Origin of the sequence: Chryseobacterium sp. CH25, assembly GCF_004119455.1 — a bacterium.
Lineage (GTDB): Bacteria > Bacteroidota > Bacteroidia > Flavobacteriales > Weeksellaceae > Chryseobacterium.
Genome location: NZ_NRQT01000003.1, coordinates 295,796 through 317,838, shown reverse-complemented (window position 1 = coordinate 317,838; position 22,043 = coordinate 295,796). Strand labels below are relative to the sequence as shown.

At 36.3% G+C, this 22,043-nt stretch carries 21 protein-coding genes; 7 read left to right on the top strand and 14 right to left on the bottom strand.

The window, feature by feature from the left end; genetic code table 11:
- Window positions 1-3 precede the first annotated feature (3 nt).
- The 6 genes from BOQ64_RS09625 to BOQ64_RS09600 all read right to left on the bottom strand — a co-directional run bounded on the left by BOQ64_RS09625 (window position 4) and on the right by BOQ64_RS09600 (window position 7,164).
- Window positions 4-765 carry a GntR family transcriptional regulator gene (locus BOQ64_RS09625; RefSeq protein WP_129057891.1) on the bottom strand — a complete coding sequence of 254 codons (762 nt, stop codon included), beginning with the start codon at window positions 763-765 and terminating at the stop codon, window positions 4-6.
- Window positions 766-883: 118 nt separating this feature from the next.
- Entirely contained in the window at window positions 884-3,589 is a 2,706-nt protein-coding gene (locus tag BOQ64_RS09620; protein ID WP_129057890.1) for a TonB-dependent receptor domain-containing protein, read from the bottom strand.
- A 67-nt stretch (window positions 3,590-3,656) separates the two neighbouring features.
- Entirely contained in the window at window positions 3,657-4,001 is a 345-nt protein-coding gene (locus tag BOQ64_RS09615) for a hypothetical protein (protein ID WP_228448292.1), read from the bottom strand.
- 37 nt (window positions 4,002-4,038) lie between these two features.
- Window positions 4,039-4,704, bottom strand: a complete 666-nt coding sequence (locus BOQ64_RS09610) for a hypothetical protein (protein WP_129057888.1) — start codon at window positions 4,702-4,704, stop codon at window positions 4,039-4,041.
- 82 nt (window positions 4,705-4,786) lie between these two features.
- Window positions 4,787-5,473 (bottom strand): response regulator transcription factor, encoded by a 687-nt coding sequence (locus BOQ64_RS09605; RefSeq protein ID WP_002982671.1) that lies wholly within the window; start codon window positions 5,471-5,473, stop codon window positions 4,787-4,789.
- A gap of 152 nt (window positions 5,474-5,625) precedes the next feature.
- Window positions 5,626-7,164, bottom strand: coding sequence for a sensor histidine kinase (locus BOQ64_RS09600; RefSeq protein ID WP_129057887.1), 1,539 nt, complete (start codon window positions 7,162-7,164; stop codon window positions 5,626-5,628).
- A 201-nt stretch (window positions 7,165-7,365) separates the two neighbouring features.
- Here BOQ64_RS09600 and BOQ64_RS09595 point away from each other — a divergent pair, with 201 nt between their 5' ends.
- Window positions 7,366-7,851, top strand: coding sequence for an SRPBCC domain-containing protein (locus tag BOQ64_RS09595; RefSeq protein WP_129057886.1), 486 nt, complete (start codon window positions 7,366-7,368; stop codon window positions 7,849-7,851).
- 119 nt (window positions 7,852-7,970) lie between these two features.
- Here BOQ64_RS09595 and BOQ64_RS09590 read toward each other — a convergent pair whose 3' ends face one another.
- The 7 genes from BOQ64_RS09590 to BOQ64_RS09560 form a co-directional block, all read right to left on the bottom strand.
- Window positions 7,971-8,798, bottom strand: a complete 828-nt coding sequence (locus BOQ64_RS09590) for a hypothetical protein (RefSeq protein ID WP_129057885.1) — start codon at window positions 8,796-8,798, stop codon at window positions 7,971-7,973.
- A gap of 1 nt (window position 8,799) precedes the next feature.
- Window positions 8,800-9,639 carry a hypothetical protein gene (locus BOQ64_RS09585; protein WP_129057884.1) on the bottom strand — a complete coding sequence of 280 codons (840 nt, stop codon included), beginning with the start codon at window positions 9,637-9,639 and terminating at the stop codon, window positions 8,800-8,802.
- Between the two features lies 1 nt (window position 9,640).
- Entirely contained in the window at window positions 9,641-10,528 is an 888-nt protein-coding gene (locus BOQ64_RS09580; protein WP_129057883.1) for a hypothetical protein, read from the bottom strand.
- Window positions 10,529-11,076: 548 nt separating this feature from the next.
- Entirely contained in the window at window positions 11,077-11,397 is a 321-nt protein-coding gene (locus tag BOQ64_RS09575; protein WP_228448291.1) for a hypothetical protein, read from the bottom strand.
- Between the two features lie 105 nt (window positions 11,398-11,502).
- Window positions 11,503-13,548, bottom strand: coding sequence for a S9 family peptidase (locus tag BOQ64_RS09570; RefSeq protein ID WP_129057882.1), 2,046 nt, complete (start codon window positions 13,546-13,548; stop codon window positions 11,503-11,505).
- A 141-nt stretch (window positions 13,549-13,689) separates the two neighbouring features.
- The gene (locus BOQ64_RS09565; protein ID WP_034721908.1) at window positions 13,690-14,430 is read right to left on the bottom strand and encodes a uroporphyrinogen-III synthase; all 741 of its coding nucleotides are present in this window, start codon (window positions 14,428-14,430) and stop codon (window positions 13,690-13,692) included.
- A gap of 11 nt (window positions 14,431-14,441) precedes the next feature.
- On the bottom strand, window positions 14,442-15,110 hold the full coding sequence (locus tag BOQ64_RS09560) for a DUF4271 domain-containing protein (RefSeq protein WP_129057880.1): 669 nt from the start codon (window positions 15,108-15,110) through the stop codon (window positions 14,442-14,444).
- A gap of 240 nt (window positions 15,111-15,350) precedes the next feature.
- Between BOQ64_RS09560 and BOQ64_RS09555 the strand changes: the two genes are divergently transcribed.
- The 4 genes from BOQ64_RS09555 (at window position 15,351) to BOQ64_RS09540 (ending at window position 18,800) form a co-directional block, all read left to right on the top strand.
- A complete protein-coding gene (locus tag BOQ64_RS09555) occupies window positions 15,351-16,067 on the top strand; it encodes a polyprenol monophosphomannose synthase (RefSeq protein ID WP_129057879.1) in 717 nt (238 codons plus the stop codon).
- A gap of 55 nt (window positions 16,068-16,122) precedes the next feature.
- Entirely contained in the window at window positions 16,123-16,479 is a 357-nt protein-coding gene (locus tag BOQ64_RS09550; RefSeq protein WP_129059695.1) for a DUF4296 domain-containing protein, read from the top strand.
- 69 nt (window positions 16,480-16,548) lie between these two features.
- Window positions 16,549-17,679, top strand: a complete 1,131-nt coding sequence (tgt, locus tag BOQ64_RS09545; protein ID WP_129057877.1) for a tRNA guanosine(34) transglycosylase Tgt — start codon at window positions 16,549-16,551, stop codon at window positions 17,677-17,679.
- 8 nt (window positions 17,680-17,687) lie between these two features.
- A complete protein-coding gene (locus tag BOQ64_RS09540) occupies window positions 17,688-18,800 on the top strand; it encodes an LptF/LptG family permease (protein ID WP_129057876.1) in 1,113 nt (370 codons plus the stop codon).
- Here BOQ64_RS09540 and BOQ64_RS09535 read toward each other — a convergent pair.
- Entirely contained in the window at window positions 18,794-19,510 is a 717-nt protein-coding gene (locus BOQ64_RS09535) for a biotin--[acetyl-CoA-carboxylase] ligase (protein WP_129057875.1), read from the bottom strand. The genes BOQ64_RS09540 and BOQ64_RS09535 overlap by 7 nt on opposite strands.
- Window positions 19,511-19,597: 87 nt before the next feature.
- Between BOQ64_RS09535 and rsfS the strand changes: the two genes are divergently transcribed.
- Together rsfS and ftsH are read left to right on the top strand one after the other, a co-directional pair.
- Window positions 19,598-19,963 (top strand): ribosome silencing factor, encoded by a 366-nt coding sequence (gene rsfS, locus BOQ64_RS09530; protein WP_129057874.1) that lies wholly within the window; start codon window positions 19,598-19,600, stop codon window positions 19,961-19,963.
- A gap of 21 nt (window positions 19,964-19,984) precedes the next feature.
- Window positions 19,985-22,003, top strand: a complete 2,019-nt coding sequence (gene ftsH / locus BOQ64_RS09525; RefSeq protein ID WP_129057873.1) for an ATP-dependent zinc metalloprotease FtsH — start codon at window positions 19,985-19,987, stop codon at window positions 22,001-22,003.
- The last annotated feature ends 40 nt before the right edge of the window (window positions 22,004-22,043 follow it).

Sequence of the window (22,043 nt, the reverse complement as noted above, 5' to 3'; positions counted from 1 at the left end):
AAATTAATTCTCTGGAGATTTATTAATATCTATCGTATAGGTAAATTTATCCGAACGGTAATACCCTACATTATATTCTACAGGTTTCCCGTTAATATCATAGACAAAGCGTTCTCGTTTTAAGACTGGAAAAGACGCAGATACCTTCAGCTTTTTTCCTATTACACTACCCACCTGGCATGCACTGATATTCTCACGGGAACGGTGTACAATGATCCCATGTTCTTCCTGAAGCATACTATAAAGTGGCATATTGAAGTCATCATCTTTATCAATTCCGATCCTTGGGTGAAAATAGCTTTCAAAATAAACGATCGGATCTCCTGAACTTTCTCCTTTTAATTTGGAAAGCTTGAATATCTTTTTATCAGGAGTACATTGAAAGAAATTGCAGATTACCTCATTGGGCACTACCTGAGTGGTCTTCAGCAATTGATTGACCACATGAATTCCTTTTTCTTGCATTTCCCTGGTAAAGCTGTACCAATGATCCAGTCCTGTGACCAGACTTTTCTTTTCGGCAACACGTGTCCCAATCCCTTTTTTACGGATGATCAGCCCTTCATTTTCAAGTTTGTTGGTTGCCTGTCGAATAGTGTTTCTCGAAACGCCCCACAGGTTGGCAAGATCTACTTCTTTAGGCAATAAAGCTCCTTTTTTATAAACTTCTATTTTGATAAGTTTACGGAAAAGTTCCTCTACCTGCACATGCAGAGGGAGTTTGCTGTTATGATCAATCGTAAAATCCTGATTAAGTATGTTCATACATATAATAAAATGTAAATATAGTATTTTTTTGATTTGATGATTAATTTTTTAATGAAAATAAAAAAACAGTATCAATTTGATACTGTTTTTCATAGACTAAAGGAGTATTTTGTTTTTAAAAAGTCACATCCAGTCCCACGTAGAAATTCGCTTTCATAATTGGGGCGTATACCATTCCGCCATCAAAATAATTTCCGAAAGGATTTTTAAAATCGATGATTGCATTTTTCTGGTAATAAGATGTTAGGTTTTCTCCGCCTACATAAGCTCTAAGCTTTTTGTTGAAGTTTCTTGAGATCTGCGCATTCAATACCGCATAAGAATTAGAGTATCTAGGTAACTGAAACTCTTCAGGGTTACCTGACATATCAGGAAGTCTCTGTTTTCCTACCCAGTTTAACGTGGTGTCAAAGCTCCAGAATCCACCTTTATCATTTTTATTGGTAGCATAGGCAAGGTTTACAAACCCTCTGTGTTTAGCCATAAAAGGAACTTCTCTTCTTCCACCGATATAATCTGCCTGTACATCATAATATTTATATGCCAGTCTTACATCAAAGTTCTTGAAAGGTGTAAAATCCCACTGCGTCTGGAATGAATTGGCAAATGATTTCCCCTCCAGGTTGTAAAATGTAAGCTGCTGAGGAGATTTATCTAAATCCACTAACACCTGATCCTGAAAATCTGTTCTGAAAAAGTCAGCAATAATAGTAGATTTTCTTCCGAAAAGCTTAAACTCCTGTTGTAAACTTGCACCATAGTTCCATGCAATTTCAGGCTTTAAACCATAAATATTTCCTCCGTTAGGTAGAATATTGATCGCTCTGTTAGAAGCAAAATACTGCTGGCTCTCTGCAAATACATTTGCTGTTCTGAAACCTCTTCCGGCAGAAAGTCTTAAAATAGTCTGCGGAGTAAAATCATATTTAAAATTCACTCTTGGTGTAAACTGAGTTCCTGCCAGGTTGTGGAAATCCACTCTGGTTCCTGCTACTAAAGTATATTTTAAGCCAGTTAAAGTATATTCAGCAAAGATTCCCGGAACAATTTCGTTTCTTTTAATATTATCTAATAAGTATGTTTCATTATAACCATCATATAGGAAACTTGCTCCTGCTTTATATTTATGGTTGGTATTTCCAATAATACTTTCAAAAATTAGATTCGAATAATAGGTATGCTGCTGCCCGGAATAATTTCTCAACCCAAAAAAGCTGTCCTGCTGGTGATACACATATTGGTTCATCCACCCGATGCTTTGGTAAGGTTTTCCTTTAAAAACATATCCTGTTTTGTTCCAAACCTGGAATCTTGAAATATCAATGCCTACACCATAAGCCGGTTGCTTATCCTGCGCCAGTTTCTTGTCGAAAGCAGTTTGCCCTGCAGTTCTTTCATCACGGATAAAATTAATCCCGAAATGAGACCCGAATCCTGATTTTTCAAGATCGTTATAATTTAAAAGATAAGCTGCATTAATCTGCGTTCCTTTGGGCCTGTCAAGAAAACCGTCATCATTCATATCCGTATTCCCGAAAGTTCCGTTTCCGTGAAGAAGGAATGTTTGTGACCACTTATCATTAATAGGAGAGACGTTGGTAATATTCACTTCAGCTCTTCCGTTAAAATCAGAGAAAAGATTCAGAGAAGTTTCCGGCTCCTTAGCATTTTTCAATAATTCAGTATTGATTTGCCCTGTAATACTTTCATAACCGTTGGTTACTGTACTTCCACCTTTCGTAAGCTGAATACTTTCAATCCATCTTCCCGGAATAAAATTCAGTCCATATGCAGAAGCTAATCCTCTGATCTCAGGAAGCTGTTCCTTGGTTAAACTTGTATATTTTTGATCCAAACCAAGCATTTTAAGCTGTTTGGTACCAGTAACAGCATTGCTGAAAGATACATCTACAGTAGCATTGGTTTCAAAACTTTCAGATAAATTACAACATGCCGCTTTTAAAAGTTCTTTTTTATCAATATTAAAAACCAGCCCGGCTTCTTTTTTACTTAAAGCGGTAGCTGCTTTAGAACCTGTTACTACAACACCGTCAATACTCTTCTCATTTTTGCTGTGAGAATCATCATTAGCAGAAACTGAATGATCTTTATGGTCCTCATGCTTAGTTTCCTCTTCATAATGAACCTTTGGGTTGGCTTCCCCGAAAGTAAAATCTCTGTCATACAGACAACATCCCGGAAGTCCGTTGTAAGTGGTATCTAGAGCCTTGTATTTTTCATTATCATGTCCTGCATCAGCAATTGCTTTCAGGATCTTATCTGATGAGGTTTTTGAAGCATCAAAATGTAAAGCGACCGTTTGCTTTTCTGCATTCCATTCCGCTGAATCTGCACCAGCACTTTTAGCTGCTTTTTCAATTCTGTTTTTGCATGATGCACAGTTTCCTCTTACATAAAACTCATTGTCTTTTTTAGCAGGAGTTGTAGCAGTGGTATGGTGATCATGATGAGATTCTGCCTGTACAGGCTGTAGATCTCTGTCGTATAAACAACATCCCGGAAGGCTTTTATAAACATCATCAGATGCCTTAAATTTTTCATTGTCATGACCTGCCTCCGCTACTTTTTTCAGGATGTCGTCCGCAGAAACCTTATCTGTTTCTAGGGTTAGCGTTTGAAGATCAATAGAATAAACAGCTGTTTTTGCACCTGCTTTTTTGGCAGCTCCTTCAATTCGTGTTTTGCACATTTCGCAGTTCCCTTTTACTTTGAACTGGTTTTTCTGAAGATTTTGAGCTGATATAAATTGTGTAAATAAGAATAATGCACCAAGTATGAACCTGGAAATATATAATTTCATTTGTTTAAAGTTTAGATTAAATAAAATACGGTTCGCTATAGTGTATAACGAACTTATAATGATTTAGTTAACCTATTTTGGGCGGCTGCCAGATTTCTTTTAAACGGTCGGAAAGATAAGGGTCTGAATACTGAAACTGAGGATTCTTATTCGCTTTGTAATAAGAAAGTTCCAGACGCAAATTTTTTGAAAAAGGAGTCTCAATAAAAGTAAAGCAGGCAATACATGACGAACAGCAGTCATCATTACATGACTTTGTAGTATCATTTTTACTATCTTTTTTTGAGGAGTGATTTTTACAACAGTCGCTCTTCTTTCCAGAGTCTGCCTTGCAGCAGGTTTCCTGCATAGATTGAGCGTAGAAGCTATCCTTAGGAACCAGGAAGATTCCCAAACAAAATACTATTGCCAATATGTGAAATAGCTTCATAGCTGCAAAAATACAAAATTTATGGCAAAGGATCACCAACTTTTAGAGAACAACTGTGCCAAGGTTCTCCGTGAGCTGGATTTACTTTAGGCTTTTCTCCCATAGCCAGATTTTGTGAAGCGGCCTGAGCCTGAGCTTGCGCAGGTGTTGGAGTAGGTGTAACCTGTATATTATTTTGCACTGATTGAGATGGTGCTGTAGCAGCAGGCTTACTACTCAAAGGCTGTCCTACAGGAATATCACAACGATGCCCAGGCTGCCCGTGTGGCGGATTCATTCCCGGAGCCGTTTTTACAGGTTGAGTACTGTTGTTCATTGCTACTTTTGCCTGAGCTGCCGTACTCGGATCAATCTGAATGGTATTATTAGCGCCAACAGTGATGTTTTGGGATGCCGGAGTGGCAGAAGAGGACTGGCTATTTAATGGCTGTCCTACAGGAATATCACATCTATGTCCCGGCTGTCCGTGTGCAGGGTTCATTCCTGGAGCAGTGGCCATTGCAGCAGTTGCTGAGTTGGATTGGATTCCTGCCTGATCCATCAGGGAAGCTTTTGGAGTATTATTGATAGCTACAGAAGGCTGCTGTGAACCAGCTTCTTCTTTTAAATAAGTGGCTCTTTCATCTTTTTTACAAGAGACCGCTAATATTGATACAGAGATCAAACCTAAAAACGTATTCTTCATATCCTTGATTGGGTATGAAACAAAATTAGCAAAACATTTTCAATTGTTTTGCTAATTTTATATTTATAATGCGGTTTTTGGATTAATTTTTCACAAGAAGTCTGAATCCTTCTCCGTGAACGTTGATAATCTCCAATCCTTCATCATCTTTTAATAACTTACGAAGCTTGGCAATATATACGTCCATACTTCTTGCTGTAAAGTAGTTCTCCTTTTTCCAGATCTTTCTCAGCGCAAGGTCTCTCGGCATGAAATCGTTTCTGTGAATACAAAGAAGCTTCAATAACTCATTTTCTTTTGGAGAAAGTTTGTATTCTTTATCACCCACTTTCAGTTGTCTCAGCATAGAATCGAAGAAGATATTGCTGATCTTGAACTGCTCCTGCTCTTCATTTTCAAGAGTAGAGCTTCTCTGAAGAATAGCCTTAATCTTGTATAAAAGAAGTTCCGTATCAAATGGTTTTGTGATATAATCATCAGCTCCCAATTGGTACCCTTTCAAGATATCTTCTCTCATATTTCTTGCGGTAAGGAATATGATAGGTGTATTTTTATCAATCTTTTTTACATCTTCAGCTAATGAAAACCCATCTTTTTTAGGCATCATTACGTCAAATATACAGATGTCGAATTCATTTTCTGTAAACTCTTTCAATCCCTGTTCTCCATCAGTAGCAAGGGTAACTTCAAAATTATTGATTGTTAAATAATCTTTAAGCACCGCCCCGAAACTCTGATCGTCCTCTACTAATAATATTCTGTTGCTCATAACTTTTACTAATTAATAATTAACAATTAAGAATGAACTGTCTCACTCTCTCTTCTTATATTTTGTTTTTGGTTTCTTATTTTTATAATTAATGATGATAAATAAATCTTTAATCTTATATTATTTATTACTCATCACTTATTACTCATGTTTTATCCCATCGGCAGCTTTATTGTAAATGTACTTCCATCACCTTTGTTGGATTCCACAATAATCTGTCCTTTGTGTAGTTCTACAATTTTTTTAACATAGGAAAGTCCTAATCCCTGTCCTTTTACGTTGTGAATATTTCCGGTTTCTTCTCTGAAGAATTTCTCGAAGATCTTTGTTTTATTTTGGGTTTCCATTCCCATTCCTTTATCTGAGATCTCAATCACATACCAATGACCTTCATTTCTGGTTTCCACATGGATTTCCGGAGCTTCCGGAGAATATTTATTAGCATTATCCAGTAAGTTCACCAGCATATTTGAGATGTGGAACTCATCAATTTTAAAATTATAATGAGTAGCGTTGAACTGTTGAGTCAGAGTACCGTTTCTCTGCTGTACAATCAGATTGAAAGATTCTGTTGTTCTTTTAATCAATTCCCTTACATTGGTTTCCCTCAGGAATAATTCTACCTCATTTCTTTCAAGCTTAGACATATTCAGGACATTCTCTACCTGCTTTTTCATTCTCAGATTTTCCTGCTTAATCAGCTCTGAATAATATTTTACCTTATCAGGATTGGTGGCAATTTTATCATTCGCTAATGAATCTGTTGCTACAGAAATGGTTGCCAACGGGGTCTTGAATTCATGAGACATGTTGTTGATGAAGTCTGTTTTTACTTCAGCTAATTTCTTCTGTCTCATCATATAATTGATGGAAATAATATAAATCCCAAGAATCGTAAGCAATGAAAGAAAAGTTCCCAACAGCATCGGCCAGTTGTTCATCGCCAGAGAATATTCCTTTTTAGGGAAAACTAAAGCCAGATTATATAAAGTATTGTACTTTTTATCAGTGAAAAGAGGGTAGCTGTAAGTATTGCTGTCCTTTTTTTCTTTGTAGGCTTTATTGGCAATACTGGTAAGTTTATTGTCTTTGTCAACAATTCCATAACCAAACTTTGCAGTAATTCCTCTGATTTTTAATTCTTTGGTGATTACCGAGTCAAGAGTGGCAGGGCTTACCCTTTGTGCAATAGGTAAGTTGTTTCCATATACCTTTACGAATTCTTTTACAGCATAATCCCCGGTTTCAATATCCTGATTGATGTCCGAGGTAAGAATTTCACGATTGGTAGTGTCTCTTTTTATTTTGTAAGCTGCTTCATCCGTATATAAAGTAGTAAGCTTTACAGAATCTCCTGTTTTAGAGATAGGGAGCTGGGCGTTGGAAATAATATTCTTGGAGTAGATAATCTGTCTCTGCGTTCCGGAATCTTCTACCTGTTGAATGGTTGTAAGAGAAGGGTTTTTGCTGTTGGCAAGAATTGTACTTCTATTATCCTTAGTCAGATATTTATCGGCTTCAATTTCTTCAATTGTTTTTGATGTGTTTTCCAGAACAGAATAAACCTTATTTGAAAAGTCCTGTTCCAGTACACCATAATAGCCTTTCAGCCAATAAAATTGGAGCGTAACAAAGACAATCAGTGAGATCGTCATAAACACCGAAATTATTGGGATGAATTTATTATTCATTACTTAATTATATATGTTTTGGAAAAATGAATGTTAAAATTAATTGTTTTAAGAGTACCTAAACAAAAAACGAGCCAAATAATTATGTTTTTTTTCTTAAAAGACTGTTTTTTAACAATTATTTATGAATTATTGTTTACTTGTCATAGGAAAAGTCCTTTCTATAAATAAAGAGTTACCTTTAATTAAAATTATTACTTTATGGAATCTAATATCATTTTCAACAAAGATTTTGATGCGAAAAGCGTCTATGTAATGACTATTTACAACGCTGATGTTTCGAAAGTGTGGAACTATTTTACCCAATCCGAATTGTTGGATCAGTGGTGGGGCCCAAAACCCTGGAAAAGCGAAACTGTAAAACAGAATTTTAAAGAAGGTGGCATCTGGCTGTATGCCATGGTGGGTCCCAATGGTGAAAAAGGATATTCCCAATCCCAATACGGAGAAATTATAGAACACAGAAGTTTTGATTGGACGAGTGCTTTCTGTGATGAAAATGGAGAGGTCAACGAAGATGCTCCAAGGTCAAAATGGCTGATTGGCTTTACCGGGGTAGAGGAAGGGACAAAAGTAACAGTTAATATTCACTATCAATCTGAAGAAGTAATGAAAAAAATGCTGGATATGGGATTTGAAGAAGGCTTTAAAATGGGTCTCAGTCAGCTTAAAGAAATCATTGGGTAATGGAACGGAAAAAGTGAGGATAGATTATTAATTTTATAAAAAATAAAAACCGGGTACCTCAATTGAAGTACCCGATTTAATGAAATATGGAATATAGAATGTTTCGTATTATTTAAAACTTATAGTTTTTCTATACTGATAAAAGTTCCGTCTGTTGGTACAATTTTGTAAACATCGGCAACCGTTAGAATAGAAACTCCTCCGGAAACCTGAACTTTAAGCTTGTCTCCTTTGTCGAACATGGCTAAAAATTCCATCGTTCCCACTCGGTTGGCTCCGGCTGTAATCAGGATCGCTTCATTTAAAGGGACATCATTTCGGGCAAGGATGGCTCCATTCTTTAATGCCCTGAAAGAAATTACCGGCGGGCTCACATGAATTCCTGAAGTTTTTACCTTTAAACTGATCAGAATTTTATAAAATCCAGATTCCTTGAACGTGAAATTACTGAAATTGCTGTTCACTGCTCCCTGAGAATCAATAATGCCAAGCTTATCACCATCTAATGTCGTGTTATGGAATCCAAAAGGGACATCCTTTTCTCCACATCCAATAAGTATACACCCCACAGAGGGGAAATCACTTTCGGCGGTAGCAGGATTCATGCTGGCACGGGTAACCCTTCCACCGGATTCATAGAATGTGGGTTTCCATTGCTCTCCATCATATACAACAACACGCTGAATATCTTTCTGGTACATGATCATGCCCTGCATAGAAGGATCCTTATCAAAACGATTGGCTTGACTCGCATTGTACAGGGGTAATTCTGTTTCATTGTTTACTGTAGGAATCATCATTCCTTTAGATTGTGCAGCATTATCTTCTTTATTCACAACGCTGAACATAGAGTTGGGGCTTGGATTGTTGGCACTTCCAATAATAACCTGAGAAAATGCCATCTTGGCTGTCATTAGAAGGGCGGCGATATATATTTTCTTTCTCATGTTAGTTCAGTTTTTCTATATAGATAAAAGTATCCCTGTCATTCATTTTAAAATTCACACCTGCTCCTACATTTAATCCGGTGTCAGCCTGGATGCCCGCTCTTAAACGAATTTGATCTCCTGTGTGCAGGTATTTTGTAGTGGAAAAGTTATTCACGGAATTTGCACTTCCTGCGGTTACCAACAATCCGTAAAGCAGAAAACTGTTTTCATGAATTTTTTGCCATCCGTCTCCAGTAGCATTGGTATAAAGAGCCTGCAATGAAATAATGGTTGCGGCATTTCCTACAGAAAGTCCACCGGCACTGCTTGTTTTTACAGATGGATTGATTCTGTAGAAGCCATCTGAAGGGATTGTAATTTCACCGTTGGCATTTACTGTAAGGCCTAGATTATTTACATTATTTCTATCAAAATCATTTAAAATATTGAAAGGAAGAGTAGGGCGGCCTGTAATTCCCAATACATTGGCCACAGATATATCAGATGAATTGGATCCCAGAATACTTACATTTTTATAATTTTTGATGCTTCTTTCTGTTGCAGCAATCCATCGGTAGCCATCATACTTCATCACATCTTTAATTTCCTTGTTATAAAATACCAAACCATTATCTTCAGGTTTGTTTTCATATAGATCCGCATGTGCTGCATTATAATTAGGAAGTTCGGTATGGTTTTCAACAAGAGGAAGCATAAACCCTTTTGCATTGTGCTCTACCTGTAAAGCAGCTCTTGAATGAACTGTTTCAGGTCTGTTACCCATTTTTACCTGGGCAAATCCCATTGTGCCTATTGCTGTTGCAATAAAAACTTTGAGCGTAATTGTTTTTCTGATCATTTTAATCACTTACTTTGGTGAACATTATTTCTCGTGGATAGTATTTGGCGATGTTGGCATTGGCTGCAGCGGTAAGAGTAACCACAACAGATACTGTTGCCAATGGAGAATGTATTCTTGAAACAATATAATCTCCTGGATTCAAACGGATCCTTGTGGTAGTGAATGCTGCCGTATTGGTGTCTCCGCCAATTCCCAGGATACCATAATAATCAGGGAAGAATGTGGTAAGTTTTACTTCGTTGTAACTTCCGTTACTTTGTTTCAGATAAGCTCTCAGTTGATATTGAGGTCCACTTGTGAGGGATACGGCTCCACCGGTTTTAGAAGGGACATTCAGGTAAATGTCATAAACACCGGCTTCATTAATAACGAATTTGGCATTGTCAAAGCTTTTGTCTCCATACAATCCACCACCTGCTACTACTGCAGTTTCCCTTGTTATATTAAGGCTGTTATAAGATTGTTTCCCGTCAACAGGAGCGCTGAAGCCCAGTCCTACATGTCGGCCACATCCAAGAAGTACACACACAACACTTGTTTCCTCATCGGTAGTGGATAAAAATCTGGATTGCTTCATTTTAAAGTCGGAAGCAGTAGGTTCATTGTTCCATTTTCTTCCGTCATAGGAATAAAATGTAGCATGTGTTTTTTCGAACATCATCATTCCTGTCATCTCAGTATCTTGGGTAGCGGGGCTATATAACGGAAGATTTTCCGGTGCAGATACTTCAGGAAGCATCATTCCGTAATTCTTTCCTTCATATTTTCCGTCTACCTGTAAAATGGCCTTATTGTGGACTTCGACTGTTGGATTTTTCGAAATACCTACTTGTGAAAAGGCCATGCTGATCATGAGCAACATTAAAGAAGTGCTAATTTTTTTCATGGTTTGATTTCTATTTAAATTTTAATCTGTTTTTATTCAGAAGAATTTTCTTTGAAATACATAGTTTTTCAGTTCTTAGTTTTTTTGTGTATTTTTTTCAAATTCTTATCCTGCCCGGCTCATAATGAGTCGGGATATCATTTTGAAGTGTCTTTTTTTTCAGTATTACACCCTAAGTGTAGGCCTGAAGAAATTGACCATAATATTCTGAGGGAAATTGACCATAGTGGAGGCCAAAAGAATGTGGTCTGTGAGTTCCTAAATTACAAATCTAATATGGAATAAACCTAGTAAATTATAAGAATTTATAGGATATGGGTGTGATATTCGTAAATATTAAGTGTAATGGCTTGGAATGAAATGATTTAAAATTTTAATTAAAAATTTAAAAATGGAAAAAAATTAAATCATGACATTGTTTTTGTTTAAAAAAATAGAGACAAGTTTTCACCTGTCTCTATTTGTGTACTATTTGTGGTTGCTTATGGTTTTTTTGACAATAATGATGCTGTTTTGTTGTCAATTTTTCAAAATGTAGCTTTTTAAGCTTAGATTAATTCTTCTTCCTGGAAATACTGAATAATCGCCTTTTTCATAAGCAAGGTCTGCTCATTAGGTTTTAATTCAGGAAGATCTTCTAATTTTTCAAATTGTGGCCACCCATCTTCAAAGTGAGTGAATTTGTAATATCCAAAAGGCTCAAGCAGTCTGCAGACTGCAATATGGATCAGATTTACTTTGTCTTCTTTTGTATATTTCTGTTGTCCACTGCCTAGCTCTTGCAGTCCTATTAAGAATAGTAAAGTCTCAATAGGCGGGTTCTTTTCAGTTTGGAAATTATCCTCAAAGAACTGTTCTATTTTTTCCAATATTCGGACTCGTTCATATAATTGATAAATGATGATTAATAATTGATGTTGCCACTTCTTGTGGCTGTTTTAAATTTCGGATTTTATTGATGGTAATTAGCTTTTTTATCCTTTATTATCAATCTTCAGTAAAAATGCATATTCCAAAGCATCTTCTTTCAGTGATTCAAATCTGCCGCTGGCACCACCGTGTCCTGAGCTCATATCTGTTTTAAAGATCAGAATATTATCATCAGTCTTCAGCTCTCTAAGCTTTGCAGTCCATTTTGCAGGTTCCCAATACTGCACTTGAGAATCATGGAATCCTGTGGTGATAAGGATATTCGGATAATCTTTTGCTTCTATATTATCATAAGGAGAATAGTCTTTCATATAATGGTAGTATTCCTTATCATTCGGATTTCCCCATTCATCATATTCTCCGGTTGTTAAAGGAATAGTATCATCCAACATGGTTGTAACAACATCCACAAAAGGAACCTGTGCTACAATACCATTGAATAATTGAGGTTCATAATTAACAACAGCTCCTACTAAAAGTCCACCTGCACTTCCACCCATTGCGTAGATGTGCTTGGATGAAGTGTAGTTTTCCTTGATCAGGTATTTTCCTGCATCAATAAAATCGAAGAATGTATTTTTCTTGAACAGCATTTTTCCATCCTCATACCATTCTCTTCCCAGGTATTCACCACCGCGGATGTGGGCAATGGCATAAATGAAGCCACGGTCAAGAAGAGAAAGTCTCACATTTGAAAAACTTGCATCTACAGTATGTCCATAACTTCCATATCCATATAATAAAAGAGGGGTGTCTGCTGATTTCTTCGTGTCTTTATGATAAACCAGTGAAATTGGAATCTTTGTTTCCCCATCTCTGGAATCTGCCCATATTCTTTCTGAAATATAATTTTCCGGGAAGAATTTCCCCCCTAAAACCTCTTGTTGTTTAAGAAGCTTTGTGGATTTATCTTTCATGTCATACTCATAGGTAGAACCGGGCTGGGTAAGGGAAGTATAGCCGTAGCGTAAAACTTCGGTGTCAAATTCCAGGTTAATCCCGATATAAGCCGTGTAAGTTGGATCAGAGAATGGAAGGTAATAAGACTCCTGAGTTTTTTCATCAATAATTTTGATTTGTAGAAGACCTTTTTCTCTTTCTTCAAGAACAAGATAATCTTTGAAAATTTCAAATCCTTCCAGTAAAACTTCAGGACGGTGAGGAATGACGTCTACCCAGTTTTCTATACCGCAGTTCTCAATCTTCGTTTTTACGATTTTGAAGTTGATAGCATCATCAGCATTCGTAATGATATAAAATTCATCTTCGTAATGTTCTACAGAATATTCAAGATCATCAATTCTTGGCTGAATAACTTTCCAGTCTGCAAAAACATTGTCTGCAGGAATAAAATGGTGCTCATCAGAAATTGTGCTTGAACTTGCAATAAAAATGTACTGTAAAGATTTTGTCTTAAAGACGTTTACGTCAAAAGTATCATCCTCTTCGTGGAAGATCATGATGTCTTCAGAAGGGTCGGTTCCCAATTGATGTCTGTAAACCTGGAAAGCACGAAGGCTTTTGTCTTTTCTGATATAAAAGATATGCTGATTATCATTGGCCCAGACAGCCTTTCCTGTAGTGTTCAGAATTTTATCCGGAAGAATTTCCCCGGTCTTTAAATTTTTGAAATTTAAAGTGTAGATTCTTCTTCCTACATTGTCTGAAGAAAAAGATGTCAGTTCATTATTGGGGCTTACTGCAACGCTTCCTACCTCAAAGAAATCTTCACCTTCCGCCAGAATGTTTACATCCAGTATAATTTCCTCTTCGTTATCCATGCTTCCATGCTTTCTGCAGAAAATAGGATATTCTTTACCTTCCTCGTAGCGTACAATGTACCAGTATTCATTAAAGAAATAAGGCAGGGATTCATCATCTTTTTTGTAGCGGGCCTTCATCTCTTCAAAGAGTTCTTCCTGAAGCTCCTCAGTGTCTTTCATGATGAATTCTTCATAAGCATTTTCTTCTTCAAGATATTGAATGACTTCCGGATTTTCCCTTTCATTAAGCCAGAAATAATTATCAATTCTTCTGTCACCGTGGGTTTCTAGTATTTTTTCTATTTTTTTTGCCTGTGGAGCTTTCATCAGAATATTTTATTTTTTGTACGGATCGATATGCTTTATCAGAACGTACAATTCAATGTTAATTTTTGTTCAAATGTAGTTAAAAAAAAACCATCTTTTCTGCATTGAAAAGATGGTTGAGTTTATTTTTTGTATTAAAGACTATTTATGAAGTGCTTTAATATATTTTTCAAGGGCCATGGTCATAGAAGGTGTTTCCTTCGTAGGAGCCATTAGGTCTACTTTTAAACCGGCTTCTTCTGCAGCTGCCAAAGTGGTGTTTCCGAAAACTCCGATCTTTGTTTCATCCTGTTTGAAGTCTGGGAAATTCTGTTGCAGAGATTTGATTCCCTGTGGGCTGAAGAAAATCAACATGTCATAATCTTTAATGTTGATGTCTGTCAGGTCACTGCATACAGTACGGTACATAATTGCTCTTGTCCATTCTACGTTTGCAGAATCTAAAGTTTTTACAATATCCGGACTTAAAACATCTGAAGATGGCAACAGATATTTTTCAGTAGGAAACTTCTTAAATAGAGGAAGAAGATCTGAGAAGTTTTTCTCCCCAAAGCTGATCTTTCTTTTTCTGTACACAATGTGCTTCTGAAGATAGTTGGCAATTGCTTCCGACTGGCAGATATATCGCATTGTATCCGGAACTGCAAAACGTAATTCTTCTGCAAGTCTGAAGTAATGGTCAATAGCATTTTTACTGGTAAAAATGATACCGGTATATTGCGTCAGATCTATTTTCTGAGTTCTGAGCTCTTTATTGTCAACCCCTTCGACGTGGATAAATGGACGGAAATCAATCTTTATTTTTTCCTTCTTCGCTATATCCAGATATGGAGAAGACTCACTAGGCGCTGGTTGAGAAACCAATATAGACTTTATTCTCATCTTTGACTTTATTAAAAAAATAACAACTTCCAAAGCAGTAATAATGGTGCAATTTGGAGCGTGCAAATATACAAAAATTTATAATACCATTTCTCCGGAAGAATCTTGTTCTTGTGAAATAAATAGAAAAAAACTTTGAAAATGAATACAAAAGAAAAGAAGAAGAAATAATATATGAAGATTTTATTTCTGTCTATAGGGAAGTAATAATGGGTAACACACAAAATTATCAGCAAAAAAGACAGGATAAAATAAAACTTGGTGGAGGTGAAATAAAAAATAGTCCATCTTTTTCCATCTCCTATACTTTGATAAAATAAAAAACCTAATGTTGATTTTATCAGATAAAAAAACATTACGGCCAGCAAGGTGTACCCAAATTTATTAAGCTGGTATCCAAAAGCCTGCAGGTCTGCAATAAACTTAGGAACTACAGGTATATACTGAGAAATCAGTACAGATAAAGTAAGGGTAATTACACAGGAAGTAATAATCCAGCTGGGAAGGTTATTGCTTGCATCAAAATACTTTTGAAGCAGAAAATCTTTAAGACTTGCATCTCTTTCTATAATATTCATCATAAAGACATATAAAAAGATACAGCCTATAAGTGTAAAAATTACCCAATCGTTATTCTCAGGTATTCTTACATGGTTGATGTAGTTTGGTGATGACGGCAAATTTTAAGTTTTTTATTTTTTTATTTAACTATAAATAACACAACTTGGCATAGAATTTCTTTATTGCTTCATCTGTTAAATCTAATCTTACAACGTATTTTTCATAGATTAAATTGGATATTCAAAATAGCATAACCCTACTTTTGTATGATCCCGGAATCTTTGAAAAATATTTTTGCAAAATTATAGATTATTTTGTATAAAATAAAAAGGTTAAATAAACTATCTTTGCAAACTGAAATGAAAAAACTCGTCATCATCCCAACGTATAACGAAAAGGAAAATATTGAAAATATTATTTCCGCGGTTTTTGCATTGGAGGATGACTTTCATGTCTTAGTAGTAGATGATTCTTCTCCAGATGGAACAGCGGATGTAGTAAAGGAATTACAGAAGAAACATCCTCACTACCTGCATCTTTCAATAAGACATATTAAAGACGGTCTAGGGAAAGCTTATATACATGGATTTAAGTGGGCTATCGAAAATAAATATGATTATATTTTTGAAATGGATGCCGACTTTTCACATAATCCCAATGATCTACCTAAACTTTTTGAAGCTTGTCTGAATGCAGATATGGCTATCGGTTCACGCTATTCAAAAGGAGTGAATGTGGTCAACTGGCCTATGGGAAGAGTGTTATTATCTTATTTTGCCTCAAAATACGTTAGATTTATCTTAGGACTTCCTATCCATGATACCACAGCCGGCTTTGTCTGCTTCTCAAGAAAAGTATTGGAAGAAATCGGATTGGATAATGTAAAGCTGAAAGGATACGGATTCCAGATAGAAATGAAATTCAGAGCTTTTAAAAAAGGCTTCAGAATTGTAGAAGTTCCTATTATATTTACCAACAGAATTTTAGGAGAAAGCAAAATGAATGGTGGAATTATCCATGAAGCTGTTTTTGGTGTTTTAAACTTAAAATGGAAGTCAATCATCAATAGATTATAAGATAAAGCATGACCAATTCTTCCAATAAAAAATATAAAAATAAGCTGATGAAAAAATGATCCTTGTTTTTGTTTTTCTGGGGCTGTTTTCATGTAGTGATTATATTGATAAGCCTAAAAACCTGATTGATCAGGATGTGATGGCAGTAGTTGTTGCAGATCTTGTGATGAACGATCAGGTTAATTTTATGTATCAGAACAGAAATATGGAAGCTGGTACAAGATTTATTTTAAAATCCCATAATATAAAACCGGATGACTTTGTTGAAAGTTTTAAATATTATGTGATCAAAGAAGAAATGGAAGGTATTGCTAACGAAGCTCAGCAAATTTTACTGAAAAAAGATCCTAAAGCGGACAAATATGTAAAAGATAAGCTGAAACAGAGTGAATCGGGAATGCCTCAAAAATAAATAATGTTGAAGCGGGTTTTACCCGGACAATGATAATCGCTGATGGCAGCGAGCTAAAAAAGTGTACAGATGAAATTTTTTAATATCGAAAAAACCTCTGAAGGAAAAGCCAGGGCAGGGGAGATTACTACAGACCACGGGAAGATTCAGACTCCCATTTTTATGCCGGTAGGAACTGTTGCAAGTGTGAAAACAGTTCATCAGAGAGAATTAAAAGAAGACATTAAAGCTCAGATTATTCTGGGAAATACTTATCACCTTTACCTTCGTCCAGGAATGGAAACGATGCAGGCCGCTGGTGGTTTACACAAATTTATGAACTGGGATCTTCCTATTCTTACAGATTCAGGAGGCTTTCAGGTATTCTCGTTAGCGAGCAACAGAAAAATGACTGAAGAAGGAGCAAGGTTCAAGTCTCATATTGACGGAAGCTACCATATGTTCTCTCCGGAAAGATCTATGGAAATCCAAAGACAGATCGGAGCAGATATTTTCATGGCTTTTGACGAATGTACACCTTACCCTTGTGACTATAACCAGGCGAAATCATCTATGGAGCTTACCCACCGTTGGCTGAAAAGATGTATCGAATGGACGAATGATAATCCTGAATTATACGGACATAAGCAAAGACTTTTCCCAATTGTTCAGGGATCTACCTATTCCGATTTAAGAAAAATTTCTGCAGAAGTGATTTCTGAGGCCGGAGCTGAAGGAAATGCCATTGGAGGACTTTCTGTAGGAGAGCCGGAAGAAGAAATGTACAGAATTACAGATGAAGTAACAGATATTCTTCCAAAAGAAAAACCAAGATACTTAATGGGAGTGGGAACTCCTTGGAATATTCTGGAATCTATCGGGTTAGGAATAGATATGATGGATTGCGTTATGCCTACAAGAAATGCCAGAAATGCAATGCTTTTCACATGGCAGGGGGTAATGAACCTTAGAAACGAAAAATGGAAGCAGGATTTCTCGCCTTTGGATGAATTTGGAACCAGCTTTGTGGATCGTGAATATTCAAAAGCGTATCTTCGTCACTTATTTGTATCTAAAGAGTATCTGGCAAAACAGATTGCTTCGATTCATAACCTTGCGTTTTATCTTGATTTGGTAAAAGTAGCAAGAGAACACATCCTTGCAGGAGATTTTTATGAGTGGAAAAACTCTATAGTACCGGTTCTTAGACAAAGACTGTAAAAAGACGTATGCTTAAGATTGTAGACAGATATATCATTAAAAAATACCTTGGAACTTTCAGTTTCATGCTGGTACTATTGTCTATAGTAGTACTTGTTATTGATGTTCAGCAGAAGATTCCAAGAATAGAAAATGCAAAAGCCCTTGATCCTAAACTTGATCTTGGGTATTTTCTGATTCATTTTTATCCCTTCTGGATTATTAATCTTGTGGTGACGTTTCTCTCCATTCTGGTATTTATCACCGTGATCTATTTCACATCCAGGATGGCCAATAATACGGAAATTGTAGCCATTATCAGTAGTGGGGCCAGTTTTCACAGATTTTCAAAACCTTATCTTTATACTTCAATTCTGATTGCATTGATGGCACTGGTTGTATATCATTTAGTACTTCCCTGGGCTAATATCAAGAAAAATCAGTTGGAAGCGTACACCTATAATGCAGCCAATAAAGAAAAAATTCTGGGTACTGCTCCAGCTTCTTCACAGTTGAGCAGAACAGAATACATCTTCGTAGATTCCTGGAATAAAAGAGAAAAAAGAGGGTCAAGCTTCGTGTATCAAAAATTCGATACCCATAGAAAAATGGTGTACGAATTAAAAGCCAGTGATGTATATTGGGATCAGGACAAAAAACAGTTTGTTTTAAATAATTATCTTGAAAAGACCATCAATAAAGATAATACAGAAAAGTTGAGCAACGGATTGGAACTTAGAAAAAACTATAGCCATTCCCCTGAAGAGCTTTTCCCGAACGAACTTTTAGGACAGAATAAAACAACACCGGAACTTTTAAAGTTCATAGAAAGAGAAAAAGCAAGAGGAAACAGTAACCTGAATTCTTATCTGAATGAGCTTCATCAGAGAACTTCAATGCCGGTATCCATTATTATTCTGACTTTCCTTGCCCTTTCTCTGTCTTCTCAAAAGAAGAGAGGAGGTTTGGGAATTAACCTTGCCATAGGGATTTCATTAGCTTTCCTTTTTGTTTTCTCATTTGAAGCTTTAAAAGTGGTTTCAGAGAATAAAAGCTTATCACCTGCTTTAGCGATGTGGTTACCTAATTTGGTATTCCTTCCGCTTACTCTGTATCTTTATATCAAAAGAGCCAATCAGTAAAGAAGTTTTATTTCTTTGTGGTAAAAAGAACGAAGACCGTCATTTTCCAGTTCTATCCAAAGTTCACCCTTTTCATCTGCATTGCGGATGATGCCATTTTGTCTCTCTTTTTCAAGTTCAAAGACCGAGATCTCATCTTTGCGGAATAGATTTTTATTGAAACTGTCCAGAATTTCCTGGTCAGAAGGAATGTTTTTCAGTTTTTCAGATAGAAATTCGTGAAGGTTTAAACTAAGGTCTTCAAGGTTGAATTCTTGCCCTGTCTGCGTCAGGAGTGAGCCGGCATTTGATATTTGGTCAAATTTGTCCTGAAGAACATTGATTCCGGTTCCGATAATGAAATAATTATTTTGATTAATTTTTTTCTTTTCAATCAAAATTCCAACGATTTTTTTACCTTTAAGGATAATATCATTCGGCCATTTGATTTTTACATCAGTATCAGCCAAATTGGCAAGGAAATCCCTTACAAGAATTGCGGTATAATAATTGAATATAAAGTCGGAGCACAGGATGTTTTGAGTATTCACTGCCAGCGTATAAGCCAGGTTTTTTCCGGCAGTTGGAGTCCAGACATTTCCATACTGACCACGGCCTTTAGTTTGATTGAAAGTATGCAATCCTATAAAATCTGAATTTTCGTAAAGTAAAAACTTTGATATTTCGTCATTAGTAGAAGAACATTCTTTCAGATAGAAGAGTTGACTCATTTAAGAAAACTTTAAGACATTAAGGGGGTAAAAGTAAGGTTAAAGTAAAGAAAAAACAATAAATTTGCAGATTATAGTATTTTTTTAATGAATAAAACAGCAGAAAAACAAGCACTAATAGATAAAATCGTTGAAGCACTTCAAGATGTAAAGGGAGAAGATATCATGATCTTTGACCTTTCAAACATTGAAAACTCAGTAGCGGAGACGTTCGTAATATGTAGCGGTAACTCGAATACACAGGTTTCGGCTTTAGCTGGAAGTGTAGAGAAAAAAGTGAGAAATGACCTGAAAGACAGACCTTGGCACGTTGAAGGAACAGAAAATTCAATGTGGGTATTGGTAGATTACGTTTCAGTAGTAGTTCACATTTTCCAGAAAGATGTACGTGAATATTACGATATCGAAGAACTTTGGGGTGACGCAGTCATTACCAAAATTGAAAATGAATAATAAAAATTTTAAAAAGTCTAAATGAATAACAAAGGATTCAATTGGTTCTTTCCTATTGCAATCATAGCTCTTTTGCTTTTCTTTGGTTCCAATTTCCTGGGTGGAGATACAGCAAAAACTATTGATGAAGATGGTTTCTTTAGAGAAATGCAGGCGGGGAAAGTCCAAAATATTATTATATACAAAGACATAGAGAAAGCTGATGTTTTCCTTACCAAAGAAGCGAAATCAGCAATGGTTAAAACCGGAAAGGAAAATAATCCTTTTTCAGCTTTAGATATGGCTCCAAAAGCAGATTATTCTGTAAAATATGGAGATCTTCAACTTTTTCTTCAGAAATTTGAACAGATCAAAGCAACCAATCCAGCTATTAAAACAGCTAAAGATTACGGAACAGGTAAGAGTCCTTTTGCGGATATTTTAATATCTGCATTAATCTGGATTGCTATTCTGGGATTATTCTACTTCCTTCTTTTCAGAAAGATGGGTGGCGGCGGAGGCCCTGGCGGACAGATCTTCTCTATCGGGAAATCTAAAGCTAAGCTTTTCGACGAAAAAGAAAGAATTCAGGTAACATTTAAAGATGTTGCAGGACTGGAAGGTGCTAAAGAAGAAGTACAGGAAGTAGTAGACTTCTTGAAAAACTCTGAAAAATATACAAAATTGGGAGGTAAAATTCCTAAAGGTGTATTATTGGTAGGTCCTCCGGGAACAGGTAAAACTTTATTGGCAAAAGCTGTTGCAGGAGAAGCTAAAGTTCCGTTTTTCTCACTTTCAGGATCTGATTTTGTAGAAATGTTTGTGGGAGTAGGTGCTTCAAGAGTAAGAGATCTTTTTGCTCAGGCTAAAGCTAAATCTCCGGCGATCATCTTTATTGATGAGATTGATGCTATCGGACGTGCAAGAGGGAAAAATAATTTCTCTGGAGGAAACGATGAGAGAGAAAATACATTGAACCAACTTCTTACGGAAATGGATGGTTTCGGAACCGATACGAACGTTATCGTAATGGCAGCAACCAACAGAGCGGATATCCTTGATAAAGCTTTAATGAGAGCAGGACGTTTTGACCGTTCTATCTATGTAGACCTTCCGGAACTTCACGAAAGAAGACAGATCTTTGATGTTCATTTGAAGAAAATCAAGCTTGACGGTGATGTAGATAGAGAATTCCTTGCTAAACAAACTCCGGGATTCAGTGGAGCTGATATTGCTAACGTTTGTAACGAAGCAGCCCTTATTGCAGCAAGAAATAATCATACTTCAGTAACAAAACAGGATTTCCTTGATGCTGTAGACAGAATCATCGGAGGTCTTGAGAAGAAAAATAAAGCCATCAAACCTTCTGAAAAGAGAAGAGTAGCTTACCACGAAGCAGGACACGCAACTATTTCATGGTTAGTAGAACATGCTTCACCACTTTTAAAAGTAACGATCGTTCCAAGAGGACGTTCATTAGGAGCAGCCTGGTATCTTCCGGAAGAAAGACAGCTTACCACTACTGAACAGATGTTGGATGAAATGTGTGCAACATTAGGAGGTAGAGCAGCTGAGCAGGTGATCTTCAACAATATTTCAACAGGAGCACTTTCTGATCTTGAAACTGTAACAAAGAGAGCACAGGCAATGGTAACGATTTACGGATTAAGCCCGAACATCGGTAACATTTCTTACTATGACAGTTCAGGACAGTCTGAATATAATTTCGGAAAACCTTATTCTGAAGAAACAGCTACTAAAATTGATGCAGAGATCAAATCAATCATTGAAAATCAATATGAGAGAGCGATCAGAATCCTTGCAGAAAATAAAGATAAACTGGATGCTTTAGCGAATAAGCTTTTAGAAAAAGAAGTGATCTTCCGTGAAGACTTAGAAGAGATCTTTGGAAAGAGAGCGTGGGATCCTGAATTAACAGAGAAACCGGTTACCAATACAATCCCTGAAAAAGATCAGCCGGAAGTAGTGGAAATACCTCAGATTAAAGAAAAAGAGGAGGAAAGCGAAATACAGGCTCCAGAAAGCCCAACACAGCTTTAAAATCCTTGAAAAATTAGAAATATAAAACCTGACAACTTTA

What these genes read in the sequence shown, in the direction of transcription:
- BOQ64_RS09625 (WP_129057891.1), bottom strand. Translation starts at nt 765, where the DNA reads ATGAACATACTTAATCAGGATTTTACGATTGATCATAACAGCAAACTC.
- BOQ64_RS09620 (WP_129057890.1), bottom strand. Translation starts at nt 3,589, where the DNA reads ATGAAATTATATATTTCCAGGTTCATACTTGGTGCATTATTCTTATTT.
- BOQ64_RS09610 (WP_129057888.1), bottom strand. Translation starts at nt 4,704, where the DNA reads ATGAAGAATACGTTTTTAGGTTTGATCTCTGTATCAATATTAGCGGTC.
- BOQ64_RS09605 (WP_002982671.1), bottom strand. Translation starts at nt 5,473, where the DNA reads ATGAGCAACAGAATATTATTAGTAGAGGACGATCAGAGTTTCGGGGCG.
- BOQ64_RS09600 (WP_129057887.1), bottom strand. Translation starts at nt 7,164, where the DNA reads ATGAATAATAAATTCATCCCAATAATTTCGGTGTTTATGACGATCTCA.
- BOQ64_RS09595 (WP_129057886.1), top strand. Translation starts at nt 7,366, where the DNA reads ATGGAATCTAATATCATTTTCAACAAAGATTTTGATGCGAAAAGCGTC.
- BOQ64_RS09590 (WP_129057885.1), bottom strand. Translation starts at nt 8,798, where the DNA reads ATGAGAAAGAAAATATATATCGCCGCCCTTCTAATGACAGCCAAGATG.
- BOQ64_RS09585 (WP_129057884.1), bottom strand. Translation starts at nt 9,639, where the DNA reads ATGATCAGAAAAACAATTACGCTCAAAGTTTTTATTGCAACAGCAATA.
- BOQ64_RS09580 (WP_129057883.1), bottom strand. Translation starts at nt 10,528, where the DNA reads ATGAAAAAAATTAGCACTTCTTTAATGTTGCTCATGATCAGCATGGCC.
- BOQ64_RS09570 (WP_129057882.1), bottom strand. Translation starts at nt 13,548, where the DNA reads ATGAAAGCTCCACAGGCAAAAAAAATAGAAAAAATACTAGAAACCCAC.
- BOQ64_RS09565 (WP_034721908.1), bottom strand. Translation starts at nt 14,430, where the DNA reads ATGAGAATAAAGTCTATATTGGTTTCTCAACCAGCGCCTAGTGAGTCT.
- BOQ64_RS09555 (WP_129057879.1), top strand. Translation starts at nt 15,351, where the DNA reads ATGAAAAAACTCGTCATCATCCCAACGTATAACGAAAAGGAAAATATT.
- BOQ64_RS09550 (WP_129059695.1), top strand. Translation starts at nt 16,123, where the DNA reads ATGATCCTTGTTTTTGTTTTTCTGGGGCTGTTTTCATGTAGTGATTAT.
- tgt (WP_129057877.1), top strand. Translation starts at nt 16,549, where the DNA reads ATGAAATTTTTTAATATCGAAAAAACCTCTGAAGGAAAAGCCAGGGCA.
- BOQ64_RS09540 (WP_129057876.1), top strand. Translation starts at nt 17,688, where the DNA reads ATGCTTAAGATTGTAGACAGATATATCATTAAAAAATACCTTGGAACT.
- BOQ64_RS09535 (WP_129057875.1), bottom strand. Translation starts at nt 19,510, where the DNA reads ATGAGTCAACTCTTCTATCTGAAAGAATGTTCTTCTACTAATGACGAA.
- rsfS (WP_129057874.1), top strand. Translation starts at nt 19,598, where the DNA reads ATGAATAAAACAGCAGAAAAACAAGCACTAATAGATAAAATCGTTGAA.
- ftsH (WP_129057873.1), top strand. Translation starts at nt 19,985, where the DNA reads ATGAATAACAAAGGATTCAATTGGTTCTTTCCTATTGCAATCATAGCT.